Origin of the sequence: Avibacterium volantium, from assembly GCF_049366555.1 — a bacterium.
Taxonomy (GTDB): domain Bacteria; phylum Pseudomonadota; class Gammaproteobacteria; order Enterobacterales; family Pasteurellaceae; genus Avibacterium; species Avibacterium volantium_A.
In genome coordinates this window covers 1-17,954 of the sequence record NZ_JBMMGT010000021.1, presented here as the reverse complement: position 1 = coordinate 17,954, position 17,954 = coordinate 1, and the positions used below count along the sequence as shown (strand labels likewise).

At 40.4% G+C, this 17,954-nt stretch carries 19 protein-coding genes; 13 read left to right on the top strand and 6 right to left on the bottom strand.

The window, feature by feature from the left end:
• Positions 1–28 precede the first annotated feature (28 nt).
• Complete coding sequence (gene rpsT / locus ACLS0A_RS07780; RefSeq protein WP_017805402.1) at positions 29–292, top strand: 30S ribosomal protein S20; 264 nt, start codon at positions 29–31, stop codon at positions 290–292.
• A gap of 54 nt (positions 293–346) precedes the next feature.
• Here the strand turns inward: rpsT and ACLS0A_RS07775 are convergent, their stop codons facing one another.
• A complete protein-coding gene (locus tag ACLS0A_RS07775; protein ID WP_416082912.1) occupies positions 347–1,036 on the bottom strand; it encodes a YtjB family periplasmic protein in 690 nt (229 codons plus the stop codon).
• Between the two features lie 113 nt (positions 1,037–1,149).
• Between ACLS0A_RS07775 and serB the strand changes: the two genes are divergently transcribed.
• The gene (gene serB, locus ACLS0A_RS07770) at positions 1,150–2,109 is read left to right on the top strand and encodes a phosphoserine phosphatase (protein ID WP_416082911.1); all 960 of its coding nucleotides are present in this window, start codon (positions 1,150–1,152) and stop codon (positions 2,107–2,109) included.
• Between the two features lie 2 nt (positions 2,110–2,111).
• Positions 2,112–2,603, top strand: a complete 492-nt coding sequence (locus ACLS0A_RS07765) for a YajQ family cyclic di-GMP-binding protein (RefSeq protein ID WP_103855417.1) — start codon at positions 2,112–2,114, stop codon at positions 2,601–2,603.
• A 38-nt stretch (positions 2,604–2,641) separates the two neighbouring features.
• Here the strand turns inward: ACLS0A_RS07765 and ACLS0A_RS07760 are convergent, their stop codons facing one another.
• Both ACLS0A_RS07760 and ACLS0A_RS07755 read right to left on the bottom strand, forming a co-directional pair.
• Positions 2,642–3,361 carry an exonuclease domain-containing protein gene (locus tag ACLS0A_RS07760; RefSeq protein WP_103855418.1) on the bottom strand — a complete coding sequence of 240 codons (720 nt, stop codon included), beginning with the start codon at positions 3,359–3,361 and terminating at the stop codon, positions 2,642–2,644.
• Entirely contained in the window at positions 3,358–5,226 is a 1,869-nt protein-coding gene (locus ACLS0A_RS07755; RefSeq protein ID WP_416082910.1) for a DUF294 nucleotidyltransferase-like domain-containing protein, read from the bottom strand. The genes ACLS0A_RS07760 and ACLS0A_RS07755 overlap by 4 nt, the downstream gene beginning before the upstream one ends.
• A 154-nt stretch (positions 5,227–5,380) precedes the next feature.
• Between ACLS0A_RS07755 and def the strand changes: the two genes are divergently transcribed.
• The gene (gene def / locus ACLS0A_RS07750) at positions 5,381–5,890 is read left to right on the top strand and encodes a peptide deformylase (RefSeq protein WP_416082909.1); all 510 of its coding nucleotides are present in this window, start codon (positions 5,381–5,383) and stop codon (positions 5,888–5,890) included.
• A 76-nt stretch (positions 5,891–5,966) separates the two neighbouring features.
• On the opposite strand, the gene fabR is transcribed toward def, so the two are convergent.
• On the bottom strand, positions 5,967–6,587 hold the full coding sequence (fabR, locus tag ACLS0A_RS07745) for an HTH-type transcriptional repressor FabR (protein WP_103853501.1): 621 nt from the start codon (positions 6,585–6,587) through the stop codon (positions 5,967–5,969).
• A gap of 9 nt (positions 6,588–6,596) precedes the next feature.
• A complete protein-coding gene (gene oxyR / locus ACLS0A_RS07740; RefSeq protein ID WP_416082908.1) occupies positions 6,597–7,496 on the bottom strand; it encodes a DNA-binding transcriptional regulator OxyR in 900 nt (299 codons plus the stop codon).
• Between the two features lie 131 nt (positions 7,497–7,627).
• Here oxyR and ACLS0A_RS07735 point away from each other — a divergent pair, with 131 nt between their 5' ends.
• Positions 7,628–8,362 carry a glutathione peroxidase gene (locus ACLS0A_RS07735; protein ID WP_103853503.1) on the top strand — a complete coding sequence of 245 codons (735 nt, stop codon included), beginning with the start codon at positions 7,628–7,630 and terminating at the stop codon, positions 8,360–8,362.
• An 80-nt stretch (positions 8,363–8,442) separates the two neighbouring features.
• Here the strand turns inward: ACLS0A_RS07735 and ACLS0A_RS07730 are convergent, their stop codons facing one another.
• Entirely contained in the window at positions 8,443–8,664 is a 222-nt protein-coding gene (locus tag ACLS0A_RS07730) for a SlyX family protein (RefSeq protein ID WP_103853504.1), read from the bottom strand.
• A 129-nt stretch (positions 8,665–8,793) separates the two neighbouring features.
• Between ACLS0A_RS07730 and ACLS0A_RS07725 the strand changes: the two genes are divergently transcribed.
• The 8 genes from ACLS0A_RS07725 to ACLS0A_RS07690 all read left to right on the top strand — a co-directional run.
• Positions 8,794–9,498, top strand: a complete 705-nt coding sequence (locus tag ACLS0A_RS07725; RefSeq protein ID WP_416082907.1) for an FKBP-type peptidyl-prolyl cis-trans isomerase — start codon at positions 8,794–8,796, stop codon at positions 9,496–9,498.
• A gap of 75 nt (positions 9,499–9,573) precedes the next feature.
• Positions 9,574–10,239, top strand: coding sequence for a helix-turn-helix transcriptional regulator (locus ACLS0A_RS07720; RefSeq protein WP_416082906.1), 666 nt, complete (start codon positions 9,574–9,576; stop codon positions 10,237–10,239).
• On the top strand, positions 10,239–10,619 hold the full coding sequence (gene tusD / locus ACLS0A_RS07715) for a sulfurtransferase complex subunit TusD (protein ID WP_416082905.1): 381 nt from the start codon (positions 10,239–10,241) through the stop codon (positions 10,617–10,619). Before ACLS0A_RS07720 ends, tusD begins: the two co-directional genes overlap by 1 nt.
• The gene (tusC, locus tag ACLS0A_RS07710) at positions 10,616–10,978 is read left to right on the top strand and encodes a sulfurtransferase complex subunit TusC (RefSeq protein WP_416082904.1); all 363 of its coding nucleotides are present in this window, start codon (positions 10,616–10,618) and stop codon (positions 10,976–10,978) included. Before tusD ends, tusC begins: the two co-directional genes overlap by 4 nt.
• Before the next feature lie 26 nt (positions 10,979–11,004).
• A complete protein-coding gene (locus tag ACLS0A_RS07705; protein ID WP_416082903.1) occupies positions 11,005–11,322 on the top strand; it encodes a DsrH/TusB family sulfur relay protein in 318 nt (105 codons plus the stop codon).
• A 37-nt stretch (positions 11,323–11,359) separates the two neighbouring features.
• Positions 11,360–14,488: a UDP-N-acetylmuramoyl-tripeptide--D-alanyl-D-alanine ligase gene (locus ACLS0A_RS07700; RefSeq protein ID WP_416082902.1), complete on the top strand. Its 3,129-nt coding sequence runs from the start codon at positions 11,360–11,362 to the stop codon at positions 14,486–14,488.
• Between the two features lie 756 nt (positions 14,489–15,244).
• Positions 15,245–16,135 (top strand): OmpA family protein, encoded by an 891-nt coding sequence (locus tag ACLS0A_RS07695; protein ID WP_416082901.1) that lies wholly within the window; start codon positions 15,245–15,247, stop codon positions 16,133–16,135.
• 20 nt (positions 16,136–16,155) lie between these two features.
• Positions 16,156–17,954: hypothetical protein (locus tag ACLS0A_RS07690; RefSeq protein ID WP_416082900.1), on the top strand; the 1,799-nt coding region annotated here is incomplete at its 3' end.

Sequence of the window (17,954 nt, the reverse complement as noted above, 5' to 3'; positions counted from 1 at the left end):
ACTAACAGAAATTTTTAGGAGTTTGACCTTGGCTAATATCAAGTCAGCTAAAAAACGCGCGGTTCAATCAGAAAAACGCCGCCAACACAATGCAAGCCAACGCTCTATGATGCGTACTTACATTAAAAAAGTTTACGCCGCTGTAGCAGCAGGTGAAAAAGCTGTGGCTGAAGCCGCTTTCGTAGAAATGCAAAAAGTTGTGGATCGTATGGCATCTAAAGGCTTAATCCACAAAAACAAAGCAGCGAACCACAAATCTAAATTATCTGCTCAAATCAAAAAATTAGCGTAATTTCAGATTAAAAAATTCAGAAAAATAAAACCGCACTTTAAAAGTGCGGTTTTTTTATGATTTATTTTTAAATCGTCTGCGTCTGCTGTGATAGGTTAAACGACTGGCTGTTTGAGGTTGTTTCTTTTTAGCAGGCTGGGAAAGCTCAAGTTGTTTGCGTTTCACTCGGCGATAACGGCTTAAAAAATAATGAATGGAGCTGGCAAATAATATTCCTGTAAGAAACACGATAATGATCTCACCGTAAAGACGGTTAAAAATCAGATTGATTTTACTTTGCGTGGTTTGTCCATACTTATTATTAAAGGTTACGCGCAAAAAACCTTCCACGCCGTCAGAAGAATAAATTGGTTCAACAATTTGTTGATTGATGATTTCTTTTGCCACGGGCTGATCAAGCCCTAATTGCAGACGTAATAATGAAGCATTGGAACTCTGCGCTAACAGCTCACCCCGATTAGAATAAATTGAAGCATCAAGGATAAAATCCTCTTTCACAAAATTATCTAAGTTTTCTGTCAGCTGTTCTGATTTTGTATTATTAATCAATAACATTGAAAATAAATTGGCTTGCTGACGCACTAATAAATGGGAAAGATTCGTTACTTGATTGACACTAGCTAATTGTGATCCCAGTTTAAATTGTTGCACACCGAATAAAATCACGCCCATTATGCCAAGGCAAAATAAGATTATGATAAAAATCATCGTGATTTTCAGTGCTTTTTCTTTGATGAGTTGCACGTTATTTTCCCCAAGATTTCGCAAAATAGGCTAGAATAAGGCGTTATTTTAGTCTATTTATGCATTTACGGCACAATAAATCGTAAAAATGCCGATAATTTACAGGATTTTCTATGCAAACACAAAATCTCAAGCAATTACAACAACAGTATCCAAGTCTGCCTTGTCCACTGCAGCAGACACAATCCCTTGTCGCAGGACAGGATTATTTTTTGCTTTATGGCGAAACCTTAGATCTGGCCAAATTGCAGCAATTTCAGCAAAAGTGCGGTGAAAATTTCACGCTTTTTGACTATTGGATTGAAGCGCACAACCTTGCGGTGCTGTTGCAAGGCAATTGGCAAGTGCAATGGCAAGAGTATGCTCATCAATTAGAAGTGGATATTGCGCTGCTTAATTTTTCCGCGAGTTTGCAGAAAAAAGGTTTGTTGGTGATGGATATGGATTCCACCGCCATTCAAATTGAGTGTATTGATGAAATTGCGAAATTGGCTGGCACAGGTGAGTTGGTGTCTGAAATTACCGAGCAAGCCATGCGCGGAGAGTTAGATTTTGAGCAAAGCCTGCGCCGCCGTGTGGCAACCCTAAAAGGTGCGCCGGAAAATATCTTGCAACAAGTGCGAGCAAAATTGCCGCTGACTTCAGGTTTAGTAGAAACTATTCAAGGCTTGCAGAAATACGGCTGGCGAACCGCCATTGCGTCAGGTGGGTTTACTTATTTTGCGGATTATTTAAAAGCAGAATTAGGGCTTGATGCCGCAGTTTCCAATCAATTTGAGATTGTGGATGGCATTTTGACTGGTGAAGTGCAAGGTGCGGTGGTGGATGCACAATATAAAGCGGATACATTGCGTCAATTGAGCGAACAGTATCATATTCCAATGGAAAACACCGTTGCCATTGGTGATGGCGCCAATGATTTGCCAATGATGAAAGTCGCCAATCTCGGTGTGGCATTCCACGCCAAGCCGAAAGTGCAACAACAGGCGCAAATTGTGGTAAACTTTGCCGACTTAACCGCACTATTATGTATTTTAGGTGCGAATGACCGAATAATGAAAAACGAGGAGTAATTATGCCTTCATTTGATATTGTTTCTGAATTAGACGCGCACGAAGTGCGTAACGCTGTGGAAAATGCCAACCGTGATTTAGCCAACCGTTGGGATTTCCGCAACGTGCCTTCTTCTATCGAATTAAACGAAAAAAACGAAACCATTAAAGTGGCCAGTGAGTCCGATTTCCAAGTGGAACAGCTGGTGGATATTTTGCGTAATGCGTGCATTAAGCGTGGCATTGATTCTGCGTCATTGGATATTCCAACAGAATATGAACACAGCGGTAAAACCTTCAGCAAAGAAATTAAGCTGAAACAAGGTATCGAAACGGATATGGCGAAAAGACTTACCAAGTTGATCAAAGAATCCAAACTCAAGGTGCAAACTCAAATTCAAGGGGATCAAGTGCGCGTAACAGGAAAATCCCGTGATGACTTGCAAGCGGTGATCCAACTGGTGAAAAATGCGGAATTAGGGCAGCCGTTCCAGTTTAATAATTTTAGAGATTAACCAATACCTTATCTAAAGCGGCAAATTAGCCGCTTTTTTTATAGAGAACGTTTATAGACTTCGCCAAAATATTTCGTTTGCGAACCAAAAAGTTTATATATCTGTGCTAAAAATAGTTCTCCTGTGGCGATGGCGTCAATTAAGGCGTTATGGTTGATGTAATCAGGCAAGCTATAATTTTTGCGAATAGTCGCGAGCTGATAATTGGGGCTGACATTTGTATGTGGCGACATAAAAGATCGCTCAATTTTTAATGTGTCTAGCCAAATGAGGGGAAAATGCGTGATCTGATAGCGGGTGGCAAGATAATGCTGAATAAAACGCTTTTCAATATTGGCTCCGTGGGCAATGACAATTCGTCCAGCCATTAGGCTAAAAAGTTTGTGCATCGCCTCATCGAGTTGTTCGGCACCATTGAGCATTTGCGGCAAAATATGATTAACTACGACCGTTTCAGGATTGACTTGAGGTTCATCAATAAATAAATGCCAAGCTTGGGAGAGATCTAAGCGGAGGTGATCAATTGGCAGTGCTGCAATACTTAAAATATTGTCGATCATTGAATTAAGCCCAGTGGTTTCAAAATCGATCACAAGGTAAGCGAGTTTTTCAAGTTCATCTTCAATATTAGGGCAAGGAAATTGGAGTAAAGGCTGTAAAATAGCAGGGCAATCTTTGTGCATTAAATATTGTTGCCGTGTGTGTTGCAATTTGCTGAGAGGGTGAAAACGCTGAAAAAATTGAGAAAATCCTTTCATCGCATCATTCCTCTTTGTGAAAAGCGAAGCTGGGCGGCTTCTTGGAATTGTGCAATTAAACGGAATACATCTTTTAAATGCTGCCGTTCAAAGGTGGTGAGCTCACTGGGATCAATATGATTGCTGATCGGCTGCTGATTTTGCAGAGAAATTCGTTGATATTTAAAACGAATATCACACACGCATTCGTAAGCGCCTAGCGCATTATCTAGCGTGGTTTTGTCAATCAAGGCTAATTCTTGGCAGCGAATAAAACGTTGCTCCGTAGAAAGTGCGTTGGAAATTCCCGCCGCCAAGGCGTAGATACGCCCAAGATCAACCAGTAAACTAATAGCACGTTTTTTTAAATTGAGTTTATTTTTATTTTCCCCCTCTTTAATCAGAACAAAATTACGGAAAATGCTCAAAGGTGGGGTGATTTTCGTTGAATTTGCGACTAAAAATGATAAAAAACGTTTATTATTCTTTACTAATTCTGTAATGTGATCTTGTAATTGTTCAACTAAATTCATTTCACCATAAAGTGCACGCATATCCATTAACACGCTGGTATTTAATAGGCTCTCTAATTCAGGCGTACGAACCCATTGATTAAAATTTTCTTTCCATTGCGTTAACGAAATGCACCATTTGGGGTTTGATGCCATAAAGTTTCCCGAACAATAAGCATAACCGCACAAATCTAAGCCTTGATTAACAAACTCGGCAAGTTGAGTAAAATAGGCTTGTTCCCTTTCATTGAGCGATCGCTCGGTAATAATGAAATTATCCTGATCTGATAATAAGTGCATTTCATAACGAGCCTGTGAGCCAGATACCACCCACGCATAAGCACAAGGTGGTTCACCAAATTGATGCTCCGCCATCATCAATAATTTTCGGTTAAAGGCATCTGCGATTAAGGTCATCACTTTCATAATGGTGTTATAAGGCGTACCATTTTGCATAAGCGCGATAAACAAGGTTTTTTGTTGCTGCGCTACTTCAATCAATAAGGGTAACGTATTAGCTTGAAAAATGCGATTGATGATAAAAATTGATTGAACGCTGTTATATCTCACCAAATCGGTTGCGGTTAAAATCCCTAAAATTTGCCGATCGATGACAATAGGTAAACTGCGAATATTGTGTTGCATCATCAAAGACACCGCATCAAGAATTAAGTCGGAAGGCGCAATCGTTGGAGGATTTGGAGTCATAATTTGGCGAATAGATTGATGAATATCTAACCCCATAGCGACCACTTTTTTAGTCATATCTCGATCATTGACGATCCCGATTAATTTTCCATTTTCCAGCACTAAGGCGGAAGAACGGCGCTGCTTTTGCATTTCTTGCGCTGTTTGTTGAATGGTGCTGTTTACATCAACAAGGGCGACTTTAGGGTTAGCTACTTCAATAGCTTTTTTCATAAAAATATTATCATCATTCTTGAGATTTGCACTGCGCGCAATACTAGTTAATCTTGTGCTAGTTCGGGCAGAAAAGTAAGCAGCATACTCAGGATATTCTTGCAATATTTTACTTAAGCAAGGATAGGGAATTTGATAAATCAAACTATTTTCTAAAGCATAAGCACAATATTTTTCTTTTTCGTGCGGTGAAAAAATACTGAAACCGAAAATATCCCCTTGTTCTAACTTAGCCCGCAGTTCACCGTCTTGATGAATTTGCTCAACTTCACCAATACGAATAATGTAAAGAAAATCTACCGCACTTTGTTCGTCAATTACCGCTTCCCCTTTAGGGATATAACGAATCATAATCTGACTTGCTATGCGTTGTACCAAAGAAGAAGGGAGCTGATTAAAAGGGAAAAGTGTCGCAATAAAAAGCTCAATATTCGGAATGAGAGATGTATCCATTTATTCCACCTTTTTGAAGATCGGCTAGGGTTTAGTATAACTTTATCTTTACGGAATGAAAGTCTAAAAAAGCAAAGTGCGGTCATTTTTCTTGGCGTTTTTCCTGAAAATCGTTAAACTATGCCGACTTTTTTAGCAAAGGAATAATGAATTTATGGCATTACTTGATGTGTTGATTTACCCCGATGAGCGCCTTAAAACGGTGGCGCAGCCGGTGGAAAAATTTGATGAAGAATTACACACTTTGATTGATAATATGTTTGAAACAATGTATCACGAACAGGGCATTGGCTTGGCAGCAACCCAAGTTGATGTGCATCGCCGTTTGATTGTGATCGACATTGAAGGCACGAAAGAAAATCAAATTGTGTTAATTAACCCTGAAATTATCGAAAGTTCTGGCGAAACGGGCATTGAAGAAGGCTGTTTGTCTTTGCCGGGAATGAATGGCTTTGTACCGCGTAAAGAAAAGCTGACTGTGCGTACCTTGGACAAAAATGGTAAAGATTTTTTACTGAATGCTGATGGCTTATTAGCGATTTGTATCCAACACGAAATTGATCATTTAAATGGCATTGTCTTTGCGGATTATCTTTCTCCGCTCAAACGCCAGCGTATGAAAGACAAACTCACTAAGCTGAAAAAACAGCTGCAAAAAGTCTAATTTTTACCATTAGAAAGAAAACCTGCGTTTAAGCAGGTTTTTTTATGAAAAAAATTTACGAAAAAAGCACCGCACTTTATTTTAGGGGCTTTTCCTTTTGGGCTGCGTAGGCTGCACCTTTGGCGAGCATTCGCAGTTGTAAAATCACCCGTTCTTTAAGCAACTCTCGTTCTTCCTTATTCATATCCAAGGCATTCGCACCAGCGGTGAACACCAGTGTAACGATGCCCTCTGCTTGAATATAAGCAATGTGGCGGGAATAGCCATTGCGTTCGGCAATATATTCAGCCAGTTCGTCAATAAAATGCTTAATTTCCCGTGCGGCGGCGGTACGGAAAGCGTGCGATGTTCCAGAGCTTTCACGTAACAATAAGCGGAAAACGTTGGTACTGTGGGTGATAAATTCAAAAAATGTATTTACGGAAATTACGATAACGCTACCGCCATTTTCCAACCGTTTTCGTGCTTGGCGCATTAATTGGCGCAGCATTAGGCCTGCTTCGTCCACCATTTCTAAGCCGAGTTCGTCCATATCACGAAAATGGCGATAAAAAGACGTGGGCGCGATGCCCGCTTCTCTTGCCACTTCACGCAAGCTCAGATTGGAAAAACTTTTCTCCGCACTGAGCTGATTAAATGCGGCGCTGATTAACGCGCGTCTGGTTTTTTCTTTTTGAATTGCACGAACGCCTGCCATTTTGCCCTCTTATTTTTGTTGAAGGATCGGGGTGATGATACTGCTAATGGTGTTTGCCACCCGTTCATAACGCATTCTTAATGGTGAACCGGGGCGATAAATTAATGCCACAGTGCGTGAGGGTTCTGGCACACAAGGGAGGTATTTTACTCCAGTGCGATTGCCTTCGTTTAACACCGCAAGCTCTGGCATTAAGGTCATTCCTGCGTTGGCGGACACCATATTGCGTAAGGTTTCAAGGCTGGTGGCTTGGAAATGTGGATTTTCTTTTGCTCCTGCGGTGAAGCAATAGCCCAGCGCTTGATCGCGCAGGCAATGGCCGTCATCAAGCATTAGCATTTCGCAGCCTTTGAGTTTGTCCATTGGAATACTGTTCTCTTTTGCCCAAGGATGCTCTTGGGAAATTGCAAGCAACATTTTTTCTTTAAATAATGGCACTTCAATAAAGGCTTCGGTTTCTGGCACGGTGGCAAGAATAGCGCAATCTAAACGTCCACTTTCCAGTTGCTCTAACAGTTGATGAGTTTGCGCTTCATATAAAAATAGCTCTAAATCAGGAAAAGCTTGTTTTAGCGCAGGCATAATATAAGGCAGCAGATAAGGCCCAAGGGTTGGGATCATTCCAATATGCAATGGCCCAGTCATTTCTTTACCTTGATTGCTTGCCATTTCTTTGAGTAATTTTACTTCACGCAACACGGTGCGAGCTTGATCCACGAGTAATAATCCCGATTGGGTAAACAGCACTTTACGGCTGGTGCGTTCTAATAAAATAATGCCCAGTTCGTCTTCCAGTTTGCGAATTTGCCCGCTCAATGTGGGTTGGCTAACGTGGCACGCATCGGCGGCACGGCGGAAATGCTTGTGTTCAGCCAGTGCGACTAAATATTCTAAATCTCGGATATTCATTATTTCCTCTCATTATAGAAAGAATCAATTAAAAGGATAGGTATTAATCGTTTGTAACTATATCACGATTTTCACTATAATTCACCCCGTCAATAAGAAATCATTATTTTAATCGCAATAGGAGAAAGATTATGACAGCAACAATGGAAGGAAAAAAAGTTCCTCAAGTAACATTCCATACTCGTCAGGGCGATCAATGGGTTGATGTAACCACTTCAGATTTATTTGATAACAAAACGGTCGTGTTATTTTCATTACCGGGGGCATTTACCCCAACTTGTTCATCAACACACTTACCACGTTATAACGAATTAGCGTGCGAATTCAAAGCCTTAGGTGTGGACGATATTATCTGTTTATCTGTAAACGACACTTTCGTAATGAACGCGTGGAAAGCAGATCAAGAAGCAGAAAACATCACAGTAATCCCAGATGGTAACGGTGAATTTACTGAAGGTATGGGTATGCTTGTTGATAAAGATGACCTTGGCTTTGGTAAACGTTCTTGGCGTTATTCAATGCTTGTGCGCAACGGCGTAGTGGAAAAAATGTTCATCGAGCCAAACGAGCCAGGCGATCCGTTCAAAGTGTCTGATGCAGATACAATGATCAAATACTTAAAACCTGATTGGCAAGCAAAACCTTCAGTGTCTATCTTCACTAAACCGGGTTGCCCATTCTGTGCAAAAGCAAAAGGTTTATTAAAAGTGAAAGGTTACACCTTTGAAGAAATCGTATTAGGCCGCGATGCAAGCACCATCTCTGTGCGTGCGATCACGGGTAAAACCAGCGTGCCACAAGTATTCATCGGTGGGGAGTACATCGGTGGAAGCGAAGATTTAGAAAAATACTTCGCGAACGAATAAACCATAGACTCCATAGCATAAATTAGAAACTTCCTATAAAAACCTTTGGCTAATCCTTGTGATTAGCCTTTTTTATGCCCTTAATAATGCGGCGGCGGTGTTTCTTCTGCTTGGCTTGCAATATTAGAGGGTTGTAAATCTTTTAACTTCGCCGCTAAATGACGCAGCTGCAACTGCATTTTCTCAAGCATAAATTGTTGTTCCACCAAGGCTTGGTTTAATTCCTCAATGGCGTGTTCCTGAAACGCCACTTTTGTTTCTAATTCGGCAATTTGTTTTGCTTGCTCAAGTTGAATTTGCATAAATAATCCTTAGCGTTATGTTTAAAATGCACAATGAATTATCAACAGACCCATAAATAATGGTTGTTAAATTGCGCAATACGATTTAACCTATCAAAAATTTCGATTCATTATAAAGGATGATAAACAATGTTAAAAATTCAAAAATTCTCTCTTATCACACTTGCATTAAGTGCGGTGGTTTCTGGCTCAGTTTTTGCTGATCAAGCAGCGGACAAAAAATTCAATGATGAAGCCTCTTATGTGGTGGGTTATGCCACAGGAAAACAATTCCTTGAAACCTTAATCAACGATCAAAAAGATGTGATCAATTACGACAAAGCCCGCGTATTACAAGGCGTGAACGATGCTTTAGAGGGCAAAGGGGATTTAACGGATCAACAAATCCAAGAAAAATTAAAAGCGATTGGCGACAAAGTGTATGAAGCGCGTCAAGCGAAAGTACAAGCTGAAAACGAAAAATTCACCGCGGACTTTATGAAAAAAGACGGTGCGAAAAAAACCGCGTCAGGCTTAATGTACCGCATTGAAAAAGCAGGTGAAGGTGCGGCGATCAAACCTGATGATATGGTCAAAGTGCATTACACGGGGAAATTAGCCGATGGCACCGTGTTTGACAGCTCCGTAGAACGTGGTCAGCCAGCAGAATTCAAATTAAATCAAGTGATTAAGGGCTGGACAGAAGGGCTTCAATTAGTCAAAAAAGGCGGCAAAATTGCCCTGCTTATCCCAGCGGATTTAGCCTATGGAAAACAAGGCGCAGGCCCAATTCCACCTAACTCAACCCTTTATTTTGATGTGGAAGTATTAGACGTTACCCCTGAGAAAAAATAAGAAAAAAACCACCGCACTTTCACCCAATTGAAAGAAAAGTGCGGTGGATTTTTCCATCATTTTGAGATAAACCCAATGCTAACGGATAGACGCCCTTTTACTGATGAAGATCGTGCGATTTTAAATTCCTATGTGGCGGTGGTGGACGGCGTGAGTGCCTTAATCGGCAGTCATTGCGAAATCGTGCTACATTCTCTAGAAGATTTTGAACATTCTGCCATTTGCATTGCCAATGGGCATAACACCCACCGCAAAGTGGGATCACCAATCACCGATTTTGCCTTGAAATCGCTCAAAACAATGCAAACGGAGAATGTTTCCAAGCCTTATTTTACCCGCGCAAAAGGCACGGCGTTGATGAAATCTGTCACCATCGCCATTCGTAATCAAGAAAAACGCATTATTGGTTTGCTGTGCATTAATATTAATTTAGATGTGTCGGTAACCCAATTTATCCAAGCCCTTATGCCGCCTGCGGAGCAACAGTCTGCTTCTGAAGTGAATTTTGCCAGCTCGGTGGAAGAACTGGTTAGCCAAACCATCGAACAAACCGTGCAAGAGATCACCGCTGATCGCTTGGTGGCAAACAATAATAAAAATCGCCAAATTGTGCTTTCGCTCTATGAAAAAGGCATTTTTGACATCAAAGATGCCATCAACCTAGTGGCTGAGCGGCTGGATATTTCACGCCATACGGTGTATTTGTATATTCGCCAAATCAAGCAAGATGAGATGAAATAATGCGTTATGTGATCGCAGTAAAACAGCCTGTTTATGGCTCGCAAGGGGCATTTTTAGCCTATCAACTCGCCCACGCCTTGCTTGAAAAAGGGCATCAAATCAGCCAAGTTTTTTTTATGCAAAATGGCGTAGGTAACGGCAACGGTTTTGTGTATCCTGCTAATGATGAATTTAATTTACAACAACACTGGCAAGCCTTGAGTGAACAGCACCATATCCCTTTGCATCTTTGCATTGCGGCTTCGCAACGCCGTGGTGTGGTGGACGCTTTAACGAGCAAAGATAAACAGCAAAATAATCTGGCAGAGGGCTTTGTGTTAGCAGGGTTGGGCGAGTTTAGCCAAGCTGTGTTGCAAGCAGATCGAGTGATAACCCTATGATTAAACTGGCTTTTGTGTTTACCCAACCGCCTTATGGCACGGCCGCTAGCCGCGAGGGCTTAGATGCGCTCCTTGCTGCCACCGCCTTTTGTGATGAAAGTGAAATTGCGGTGTTTTTCCTTGATGACGGGGTTTTCAATCTCATCGCCAATCAACAAAGCGAAAAAATCTTACAGAAAAATGTCAGCCAGCCTTTCAAATTACTGGCATTATACGACATCGAACAGCGTTATCTGTGCCAACAATCCGTACAGGCCTTAAACCTTGAAAAAGCAAATTGGCTACTGGATTGCGAAATATTGCCCCGTGCGGCGTTAATGGAAAAATTACAACAAGCAGAAAAAGTGCTGACTTTTTAGCGCACTTTTTCATTCTTTTGCAGGAAATGATGATGCTTTATACCTTCGCCAAAGCTGATTACGACAGCCAAACCCTCGCTCGCTATTTTGCCCATTTTACGGAACAAGATTGTCTTGTGCTATGGCAAGACGGCGTGCTACTTCCCTTCAAACACCAAGAACTTTTCGCCCAACTCAGCGTGCCTTGCTATGCGCTAGAAAGCGACATCTACGCCAGAAATCTACAAGAAATCGCACCGCACTTTGTTAATTGCGATGAAAATGATGAAAGTAAAGTGCGGTTGATTTCTCTGCAAGATTTTGTGGTGTTGACCGAGCGGTATTTTCCACAGGTGGGGTTGTAGAGCTATTTTCAGTAATAAATATTTTTAAGGCGTAGATATGGAAAAGTTAGTATTAGATATTTGTAATACGTTAAAAAATCATAAGGCAAATAATTTATCAAATCCTTTATCTCGAGTAATTATTTTATCTGCGAGTGATGGAGCAGAGAGGGCGAAAGTAAAAACCTTTTGGTTAGCAGAAAAATTAACTATTACGGCAGAGGATTTGTGCAAAGAAATTATTTCTCATTTAACATCATTACAAACAAAATTTGAAAATCCCATTAAATATATTCGTATTGAATGGACGTTGAACGCCACTTCAATGGAATGGGGAACATTCAAATCTGACTTATCTCGCTATAAGCGTAATTATTTCCGTGCGGGAATTGCGTTTAAAGGGAAAAGAGAGCCTTGGTTGCTTTTAACAGAAATGGAATTAAATGCGAATGCGTGTTTATATGCGGGTGCTGATGAAGTATCGGCTTGCGTTAATCAGAATAATTTGATGCGTTATATTAAAGCGCGCCACGGCAGTAGCCAAATGCCAGCTTTTACAGATAATGAGAATATACTTATTTTTCAGACGGCAGGTTTTTTTCTTGATGTAGAAAAAAATGATTATTATCAATTAGACACCCAGCCCCGTTATCAAGGGCATCGTAAAATTGATACTTTTGGTTTAGATGAAGTACAAGAGTTAATTCGTTTATCAACCACTTATTTATCAAAGCAAGTAAAAGAAAATGGTATATATGAATATGGTTATTTCCCTTGTTTTGATCGAGTTATTCCCACCTATAATAGGTTGCGCCATGCAAGTAGCACTTATGCCTTATTGGAGGGATATGAATCTTACTGCCAGCAAGTGGAAGACGGAGTGTTGAGTGTTGATGAACATCTTTTAAATGAAATTAAACAACAAATTGATAAGGCGTTAGATTATTTATTAACACAGGCAATTCGAGATTATGGTGAGAAAGCCTATGTCATTGATACGGGGAATGAAATTAAATTAGGTGCAAATGCAGTTGCGATTTTAGCATTAACAAAATATTTAATGGTTTTCCCTGATGCGCCAAAGAAAAAACATTATTTGATGTTATGTGAAAAATTGGCTTGTGGTATCTGTGCAATGCAGAAAGAAAATGGCGCATTTGTACACGTCTTAAATGCTGATGACTTATCTGTTAAAGAAGAAACGCGGATTATTTATTATGATGGCGAAGCCGCTTTTGGCTTAATGCGTCTTTATGGAATGACGCAAGATAAACGTTGGTTGAATTGCGTGGTGAGTGCATTTGATTATTTTATTGCAAATAAACACGAAAAAGCCCATGACCACTGGTTATCTTATTGTTCTAATGAATTGGTGAAATATTTACCCGAGAAAAAATATTTTGCTTTTGCTGTGCGTAATGTCGATGGTTATCTAAGTTTTATTAGAAATCGAATTACCACTTTTCCTACATTGTTAGAGTTATCTGTGGCATTTCATCAAATGCTAATGAAATTAGAGGAATTTCCGGAATATAAGAAGGAAGTTTTGGCTAATTTTGATATTCCAGCATTTTATGATGCGTTACATAATCGAGCCAAATATTTGGTTAATGGTTTTTTCTTTCCTGAAGTGGCAATGTTTTTTAAAAAACCACAAACAATCTTATATGGCTTTTTTATTAGGCATCACGCATTTCGTGTACGCATAGATGATGTAGAACATTATTTGTCTGGATTGGTAGGCTACCAAAAACTGTTAAAAGAAACGATTCATCTGAATGTTTATGGGAAAAATCTGAGTCATCTTGAGCCATTAAACAAGTGGAGTTTGCCTGAAATTACGAATGGACGTTGGCTGGTGCCACCAAAAGATGAATGGCGTGTGGCAGGGCTTTGTGCGTGGCCGAAAAATTTTAAAGCCGATTATTTGTTGGTTGAGCGCAGCAAAAGTATGACGCAAGGATATTTGCCTAGAGTGAGCGTCAATGCGTTATTAAAGCGTGGAGCAGCAGGCGTTATTACTGATGATGAAACGGCAACTTATACGACAGATACTCCCGTGTTATTAGTGAAAGATATTCGCCGAGCGGTATTAAATATTGGTTTGGCCGCAAGAAATGCGTTTAATGGAAAAGTCATTGGCGTAACAGGAAGTGCGGGGAAAACCACAACGGTTTGTATGTTAGCGCACACCTTAAACCAAATTGGGTGTGCGGAGCAAACGCGAGCGAGTGCAAATTTACCCATTGGTATTGCTTGGAATATGGCATCAATGGCGCAATCTGCCGATTTCTGGGTGTTGGAAATGGCAATTGGCAATATGAATTTGAATACACAGTTGGCTCAGCCAGATGTGTCTGTCATTACCAATATTGCCCCGGCGCATCTTGAATATCACGAAACTGTTGAAAATATTGCTTTGAAAAAAGCTCGAATTTTTAACGAAATGAAAAAAGGAAGCCTAGCGATTATTTGTCGTGATATTCCGCAGTTTGAGTTAATTTCTGCCTTAGCGAAAGAGAAAGGCTTGGTTGTGCTAACGTATGGGGAGCATTCTCAGGCAGATATAAAACTACTTGCCTACAATAATGAAGTATCCACCATCGGATTGCCAGATGGTTCAAGAATAAAATTGACCCTTGCGGTGGGCGGCAAACACTTCGTGCTAAATGCAATGGCGGTCTTGGCGGTGTCTTACTATTTTCATTTTGATATGAAAAAGATGAGTCAAGGGTTATCTTCATTCTTGCCTGTACAAGGACGCGGCGAACGCTTTAAAACAACATTTAATGGGCGAGAAATTGAAGTGATTGATGATGCTTACAATGCAAATCCATTATCAATGTCGGCTTCTTTAGCGCATTTTGCGAAATTGGAATATCCTGCCGAAAATAAAGTGCTAATTATTGGAGATATGCTAGAGCTTGGCGCTGATAGTGATAAATATCATTATGAGCTAGGGGAGCGCTTGGCAAAAATGAATGTACGCCATATTGCATTAGTCGGAAAAAGTGTTAGTCGCGTTGCGGCAAATGTGTTGAAGCAGGCTCAGTGTCGTTATTCGGTATTTGAGAATGTAGAAGCGCTCAAATTAGCATTGCCGAATATATTAGAGGCGAAGGATTTGGTTTTGTTAAAGGCGTCTAATTCAATTGGATTAAATGGATTATTGCAGAAACAGCATTAATCGTATTTATTTTACAATAAGAAAATAACCTCACTTGAAGGTTAAGCAAGTGCGGTTATTTTTTGCTAAAAATTCTCAAAAAACCACCGCACTTACTATTTTGTATTATTTTTACTCTCTAAATGAGTTAAATGTCTTAGAAAAGCGCGAAATCTTTTTTTATGTAAACGAATAAGCTAACAAAAGTTTGATTTTCGTCAAAGAATTTGAGAAGAAAAAGTGCTAGGGGGGGGGGTGACTTATTTTTCATCAATTGTTATAATTAACCACGCTCAAAAAGCATTTTTGTATTCTTTTTGAGCTAAAAAATAATCATTGATTATTAAAAATGGGAAAACAATAGATTTTGTTTAACGCATAATCAATTTGTATCCTGTTTAAATTAAGGACTGCTGATAATTTGGTCATGGAAGAATTTTTTAAGCATTAAATTTGATGCGATTTGAACCTAAAGAACCATAAGTACCAATCTCGTTACTTGAAAGTAAGTCCTTGTTAGGTAGTGATTCCATAGGATTGGCATCGCTATTATTGGTGTTTCTTTAGTACATCTTTAATTGTTAGCATTGCAGTACAGATTAACTTTCAGATGGTTTCCATTTGATACAACGTTAAGATGAGTTTGTTAAGAAATTAAGCTTGATGGAAAAAGGAATTTCTATTTTAGATTTAATTTTTATTAAATCGAATTATCTTTTATTATTCATTTTTATGTAGCATCAATGCTACGTTTTAATGGATAGGAGTTCCAACTTTATGAAATTTAAATATCAAAAGCTGGCTTTGGTATTGTTTCCCTTCATTTTAACTGGGTGTTCAACACAAAAATTAACTTGGGTTGATACAAAAAACATACCGTATAGTGATACAGTTCCAGAGGGGCGTTCCTCTATCGTGGTTTATCGTCAATCAGATGTTATTGATGGTCCAACAGTAAATGTTTACATAAATAGTGAATATTTAACCTCTCTGCAACCAAATGCCTATCGCCAAGAAACTGTTTGTGCAGAAAATCAAAAGATTTATGGTGAATTTACTCATCAAGATCCGGGGTATCGCGCTAAAGAAAAAGAAGGAAACTTCTATGACTTAGCCGTAAATCAAGTTTCTTTTTTTAAAGTTACTAATGTAAATGGCAAACCGACTATTGTTCAGGTTTCTGAAGAGCAAGCAAGAGCAGAGCTTAAAGGAATGCCAAAACAAACTCATACCCTTTCTCGTGTAGATTATTTGAAAGGATGCTCGAAAGTATTGAAGAAATTTAATCTTGAGGCTTCGGCATTATTCAAATTTGATCGCTCCGATTACGCCAATATGCTTCCAAAAGGTAAACAAGAAATTGTGGCTATCGCAAAAGATATTCAGCAAATGCCAGATAATATTAGCGATGTTACAGTGATTGGTTATACAGATCCTGAAGGAAACGCAAATTACAACCAAAAACTTTCAGTTAAACGTGCGGAAACAGTGAAAAAAGCATTGGTAGCTGGAGGGGTTAATGAGAACTTAGTGAAGATTGAAGGTCGAGGCGAAAGCCAGCCATTAGTCGCTGATTGTAAAGTTCGTTATCCAAAGAATACTATTGCTCGTAGAGCCTGTGATCAGCCGAATCGTCGTGTAAGTATTGTTGTACACGGGGACAAGTAGTAACGAAAAGGTAAAACATTATGGCTAGAAATATAACATTAAAGATTAATAGCGCTAAAAAAACGCTTGAAACCGTTAATTTGAAAGCAGGTGCTGGAAAAGTAACAACTGTTTCTGCACAAAGCAAAGTGAATTATCAGCTAATTGATGATAGCACGGGCTTTGCTCCAGAAAATATTATGATCAAACGTGATGGTAAGGATTTAAAAATCGCGTTTGAAGGATCAAATATCGAAAATCCTGATTTAATTATTAGTAATTATTATGATGAAGAAGTTGGGGCATATAAGGATAGCTTACTTGTAGGCGCTTATGAAAATGGCGAAATTTATCCTTATGTTCCAGAAAGTACATTACAAGCTGATGCTGTAACCGAGTTAGATGATCAAGTTTCCGCTGGTCAAGCATTGGGTGGTGACCCAATTGGCGCATTTTGGGCTTTCAATCCATTATGGTTGCTCGCATTAGTTCCACTTTTCTTCTTAGGCGCTGTTAAGGGCGGACATAGTAGTGGACATAATGATACAGACACTACTGCACCTGACGCACCAGACGTTGTTGCCCAAGATGACGGCTCAGTGACGGTGACGCCACCGACGGATGACGACACCAAAGAAGTGGAAACCACCTATACGGATGAAGACGGTAATCCGCATACTGTCGTAACAGAAAAAGACGATGACGGTCAGTGGACAGTGAAAAACCCAGATGAAAATCCGGGCGTGACAGTAGATCCAGACACCGGTGTGGTAACTATTCCAGAAGATAAGGTGAAAGACGGCACAGAGGTGGTATCGAAAGGTAAAGATGAAGCAGGCAATGAAAGCCCAGCGGACAAAGATACAGCAAAAGATGTGACCCCACCAGGCAAGCCAGATGTGGAAGCCCAAGATGACGGTTCAGTGACGGTGACCCCACCGGCAGATGATGACACCAAAGAAGTGGAGACCACCTATACGGATGAGGACGGCAATCCGCATACTGTGGTAACAGAAAAAGACAATGACGGTCATTGGACGGTGAAAAACCCAGATGAAAATCCGGGTGTGACAGTAGATCCAGATACCGGTGTGGTAACTATTCCAGAAGATAAGGTGAAAGACGGCACAGAGGTGGTATCGAAAGGTAAAGATGAAGCAGGCAATGAAAGCCCAGCGGACAAAGATACAGCCAAAGATGTGACCCCACCAGGCAAACCAGATGTGGAAGCCCAAGATGACGGTTCAGTGACGGTGACCCCACCGACAGATGACGACACCAAAGAAGTGGAAACCACCTATACGGATGAGGACGGCAATCCGCATACTGTCGTAACAGAAAAAGACGATGACGGTCAGTGGACAGTGAAAAACCCAGATGAAAATCCGGGTGTGACAGTGGATCCAGACACCGGTGTGGTAACTATTCCAGAAGATAAGGTGAAAGACGGCACCGAGGTGGTATCAAAAGGGAAAGATGAAGCAGGCAATGAAAGCCCAGCGGACAAAGATACAGCCAAAGATGTGACCCCACCAGGCAAGCCAGATGTGGAAGCCCAAGATGACGGTTCAGTGACGGTGACCCCACCGACAGATGACGACACCAAAGAAATCGAAATCACCCATACAGATGAAGATGGCAACGAGCAGACTTCAGTTGTTGAAAAAGGCGAAGACGGTAAATGGACGACGCCTGCTCCGAACCTGACGGTTGATCCGGAAACCGGCAAGACCACTATTCCTGCGGATAAAGTAAAAGACGGCAGTGAAGTGACGGGTACGGCGAAAGATGAGAGTGGTAACGTTAGCGAGCCGGATACAGACACTGCAAAAGACGTGAT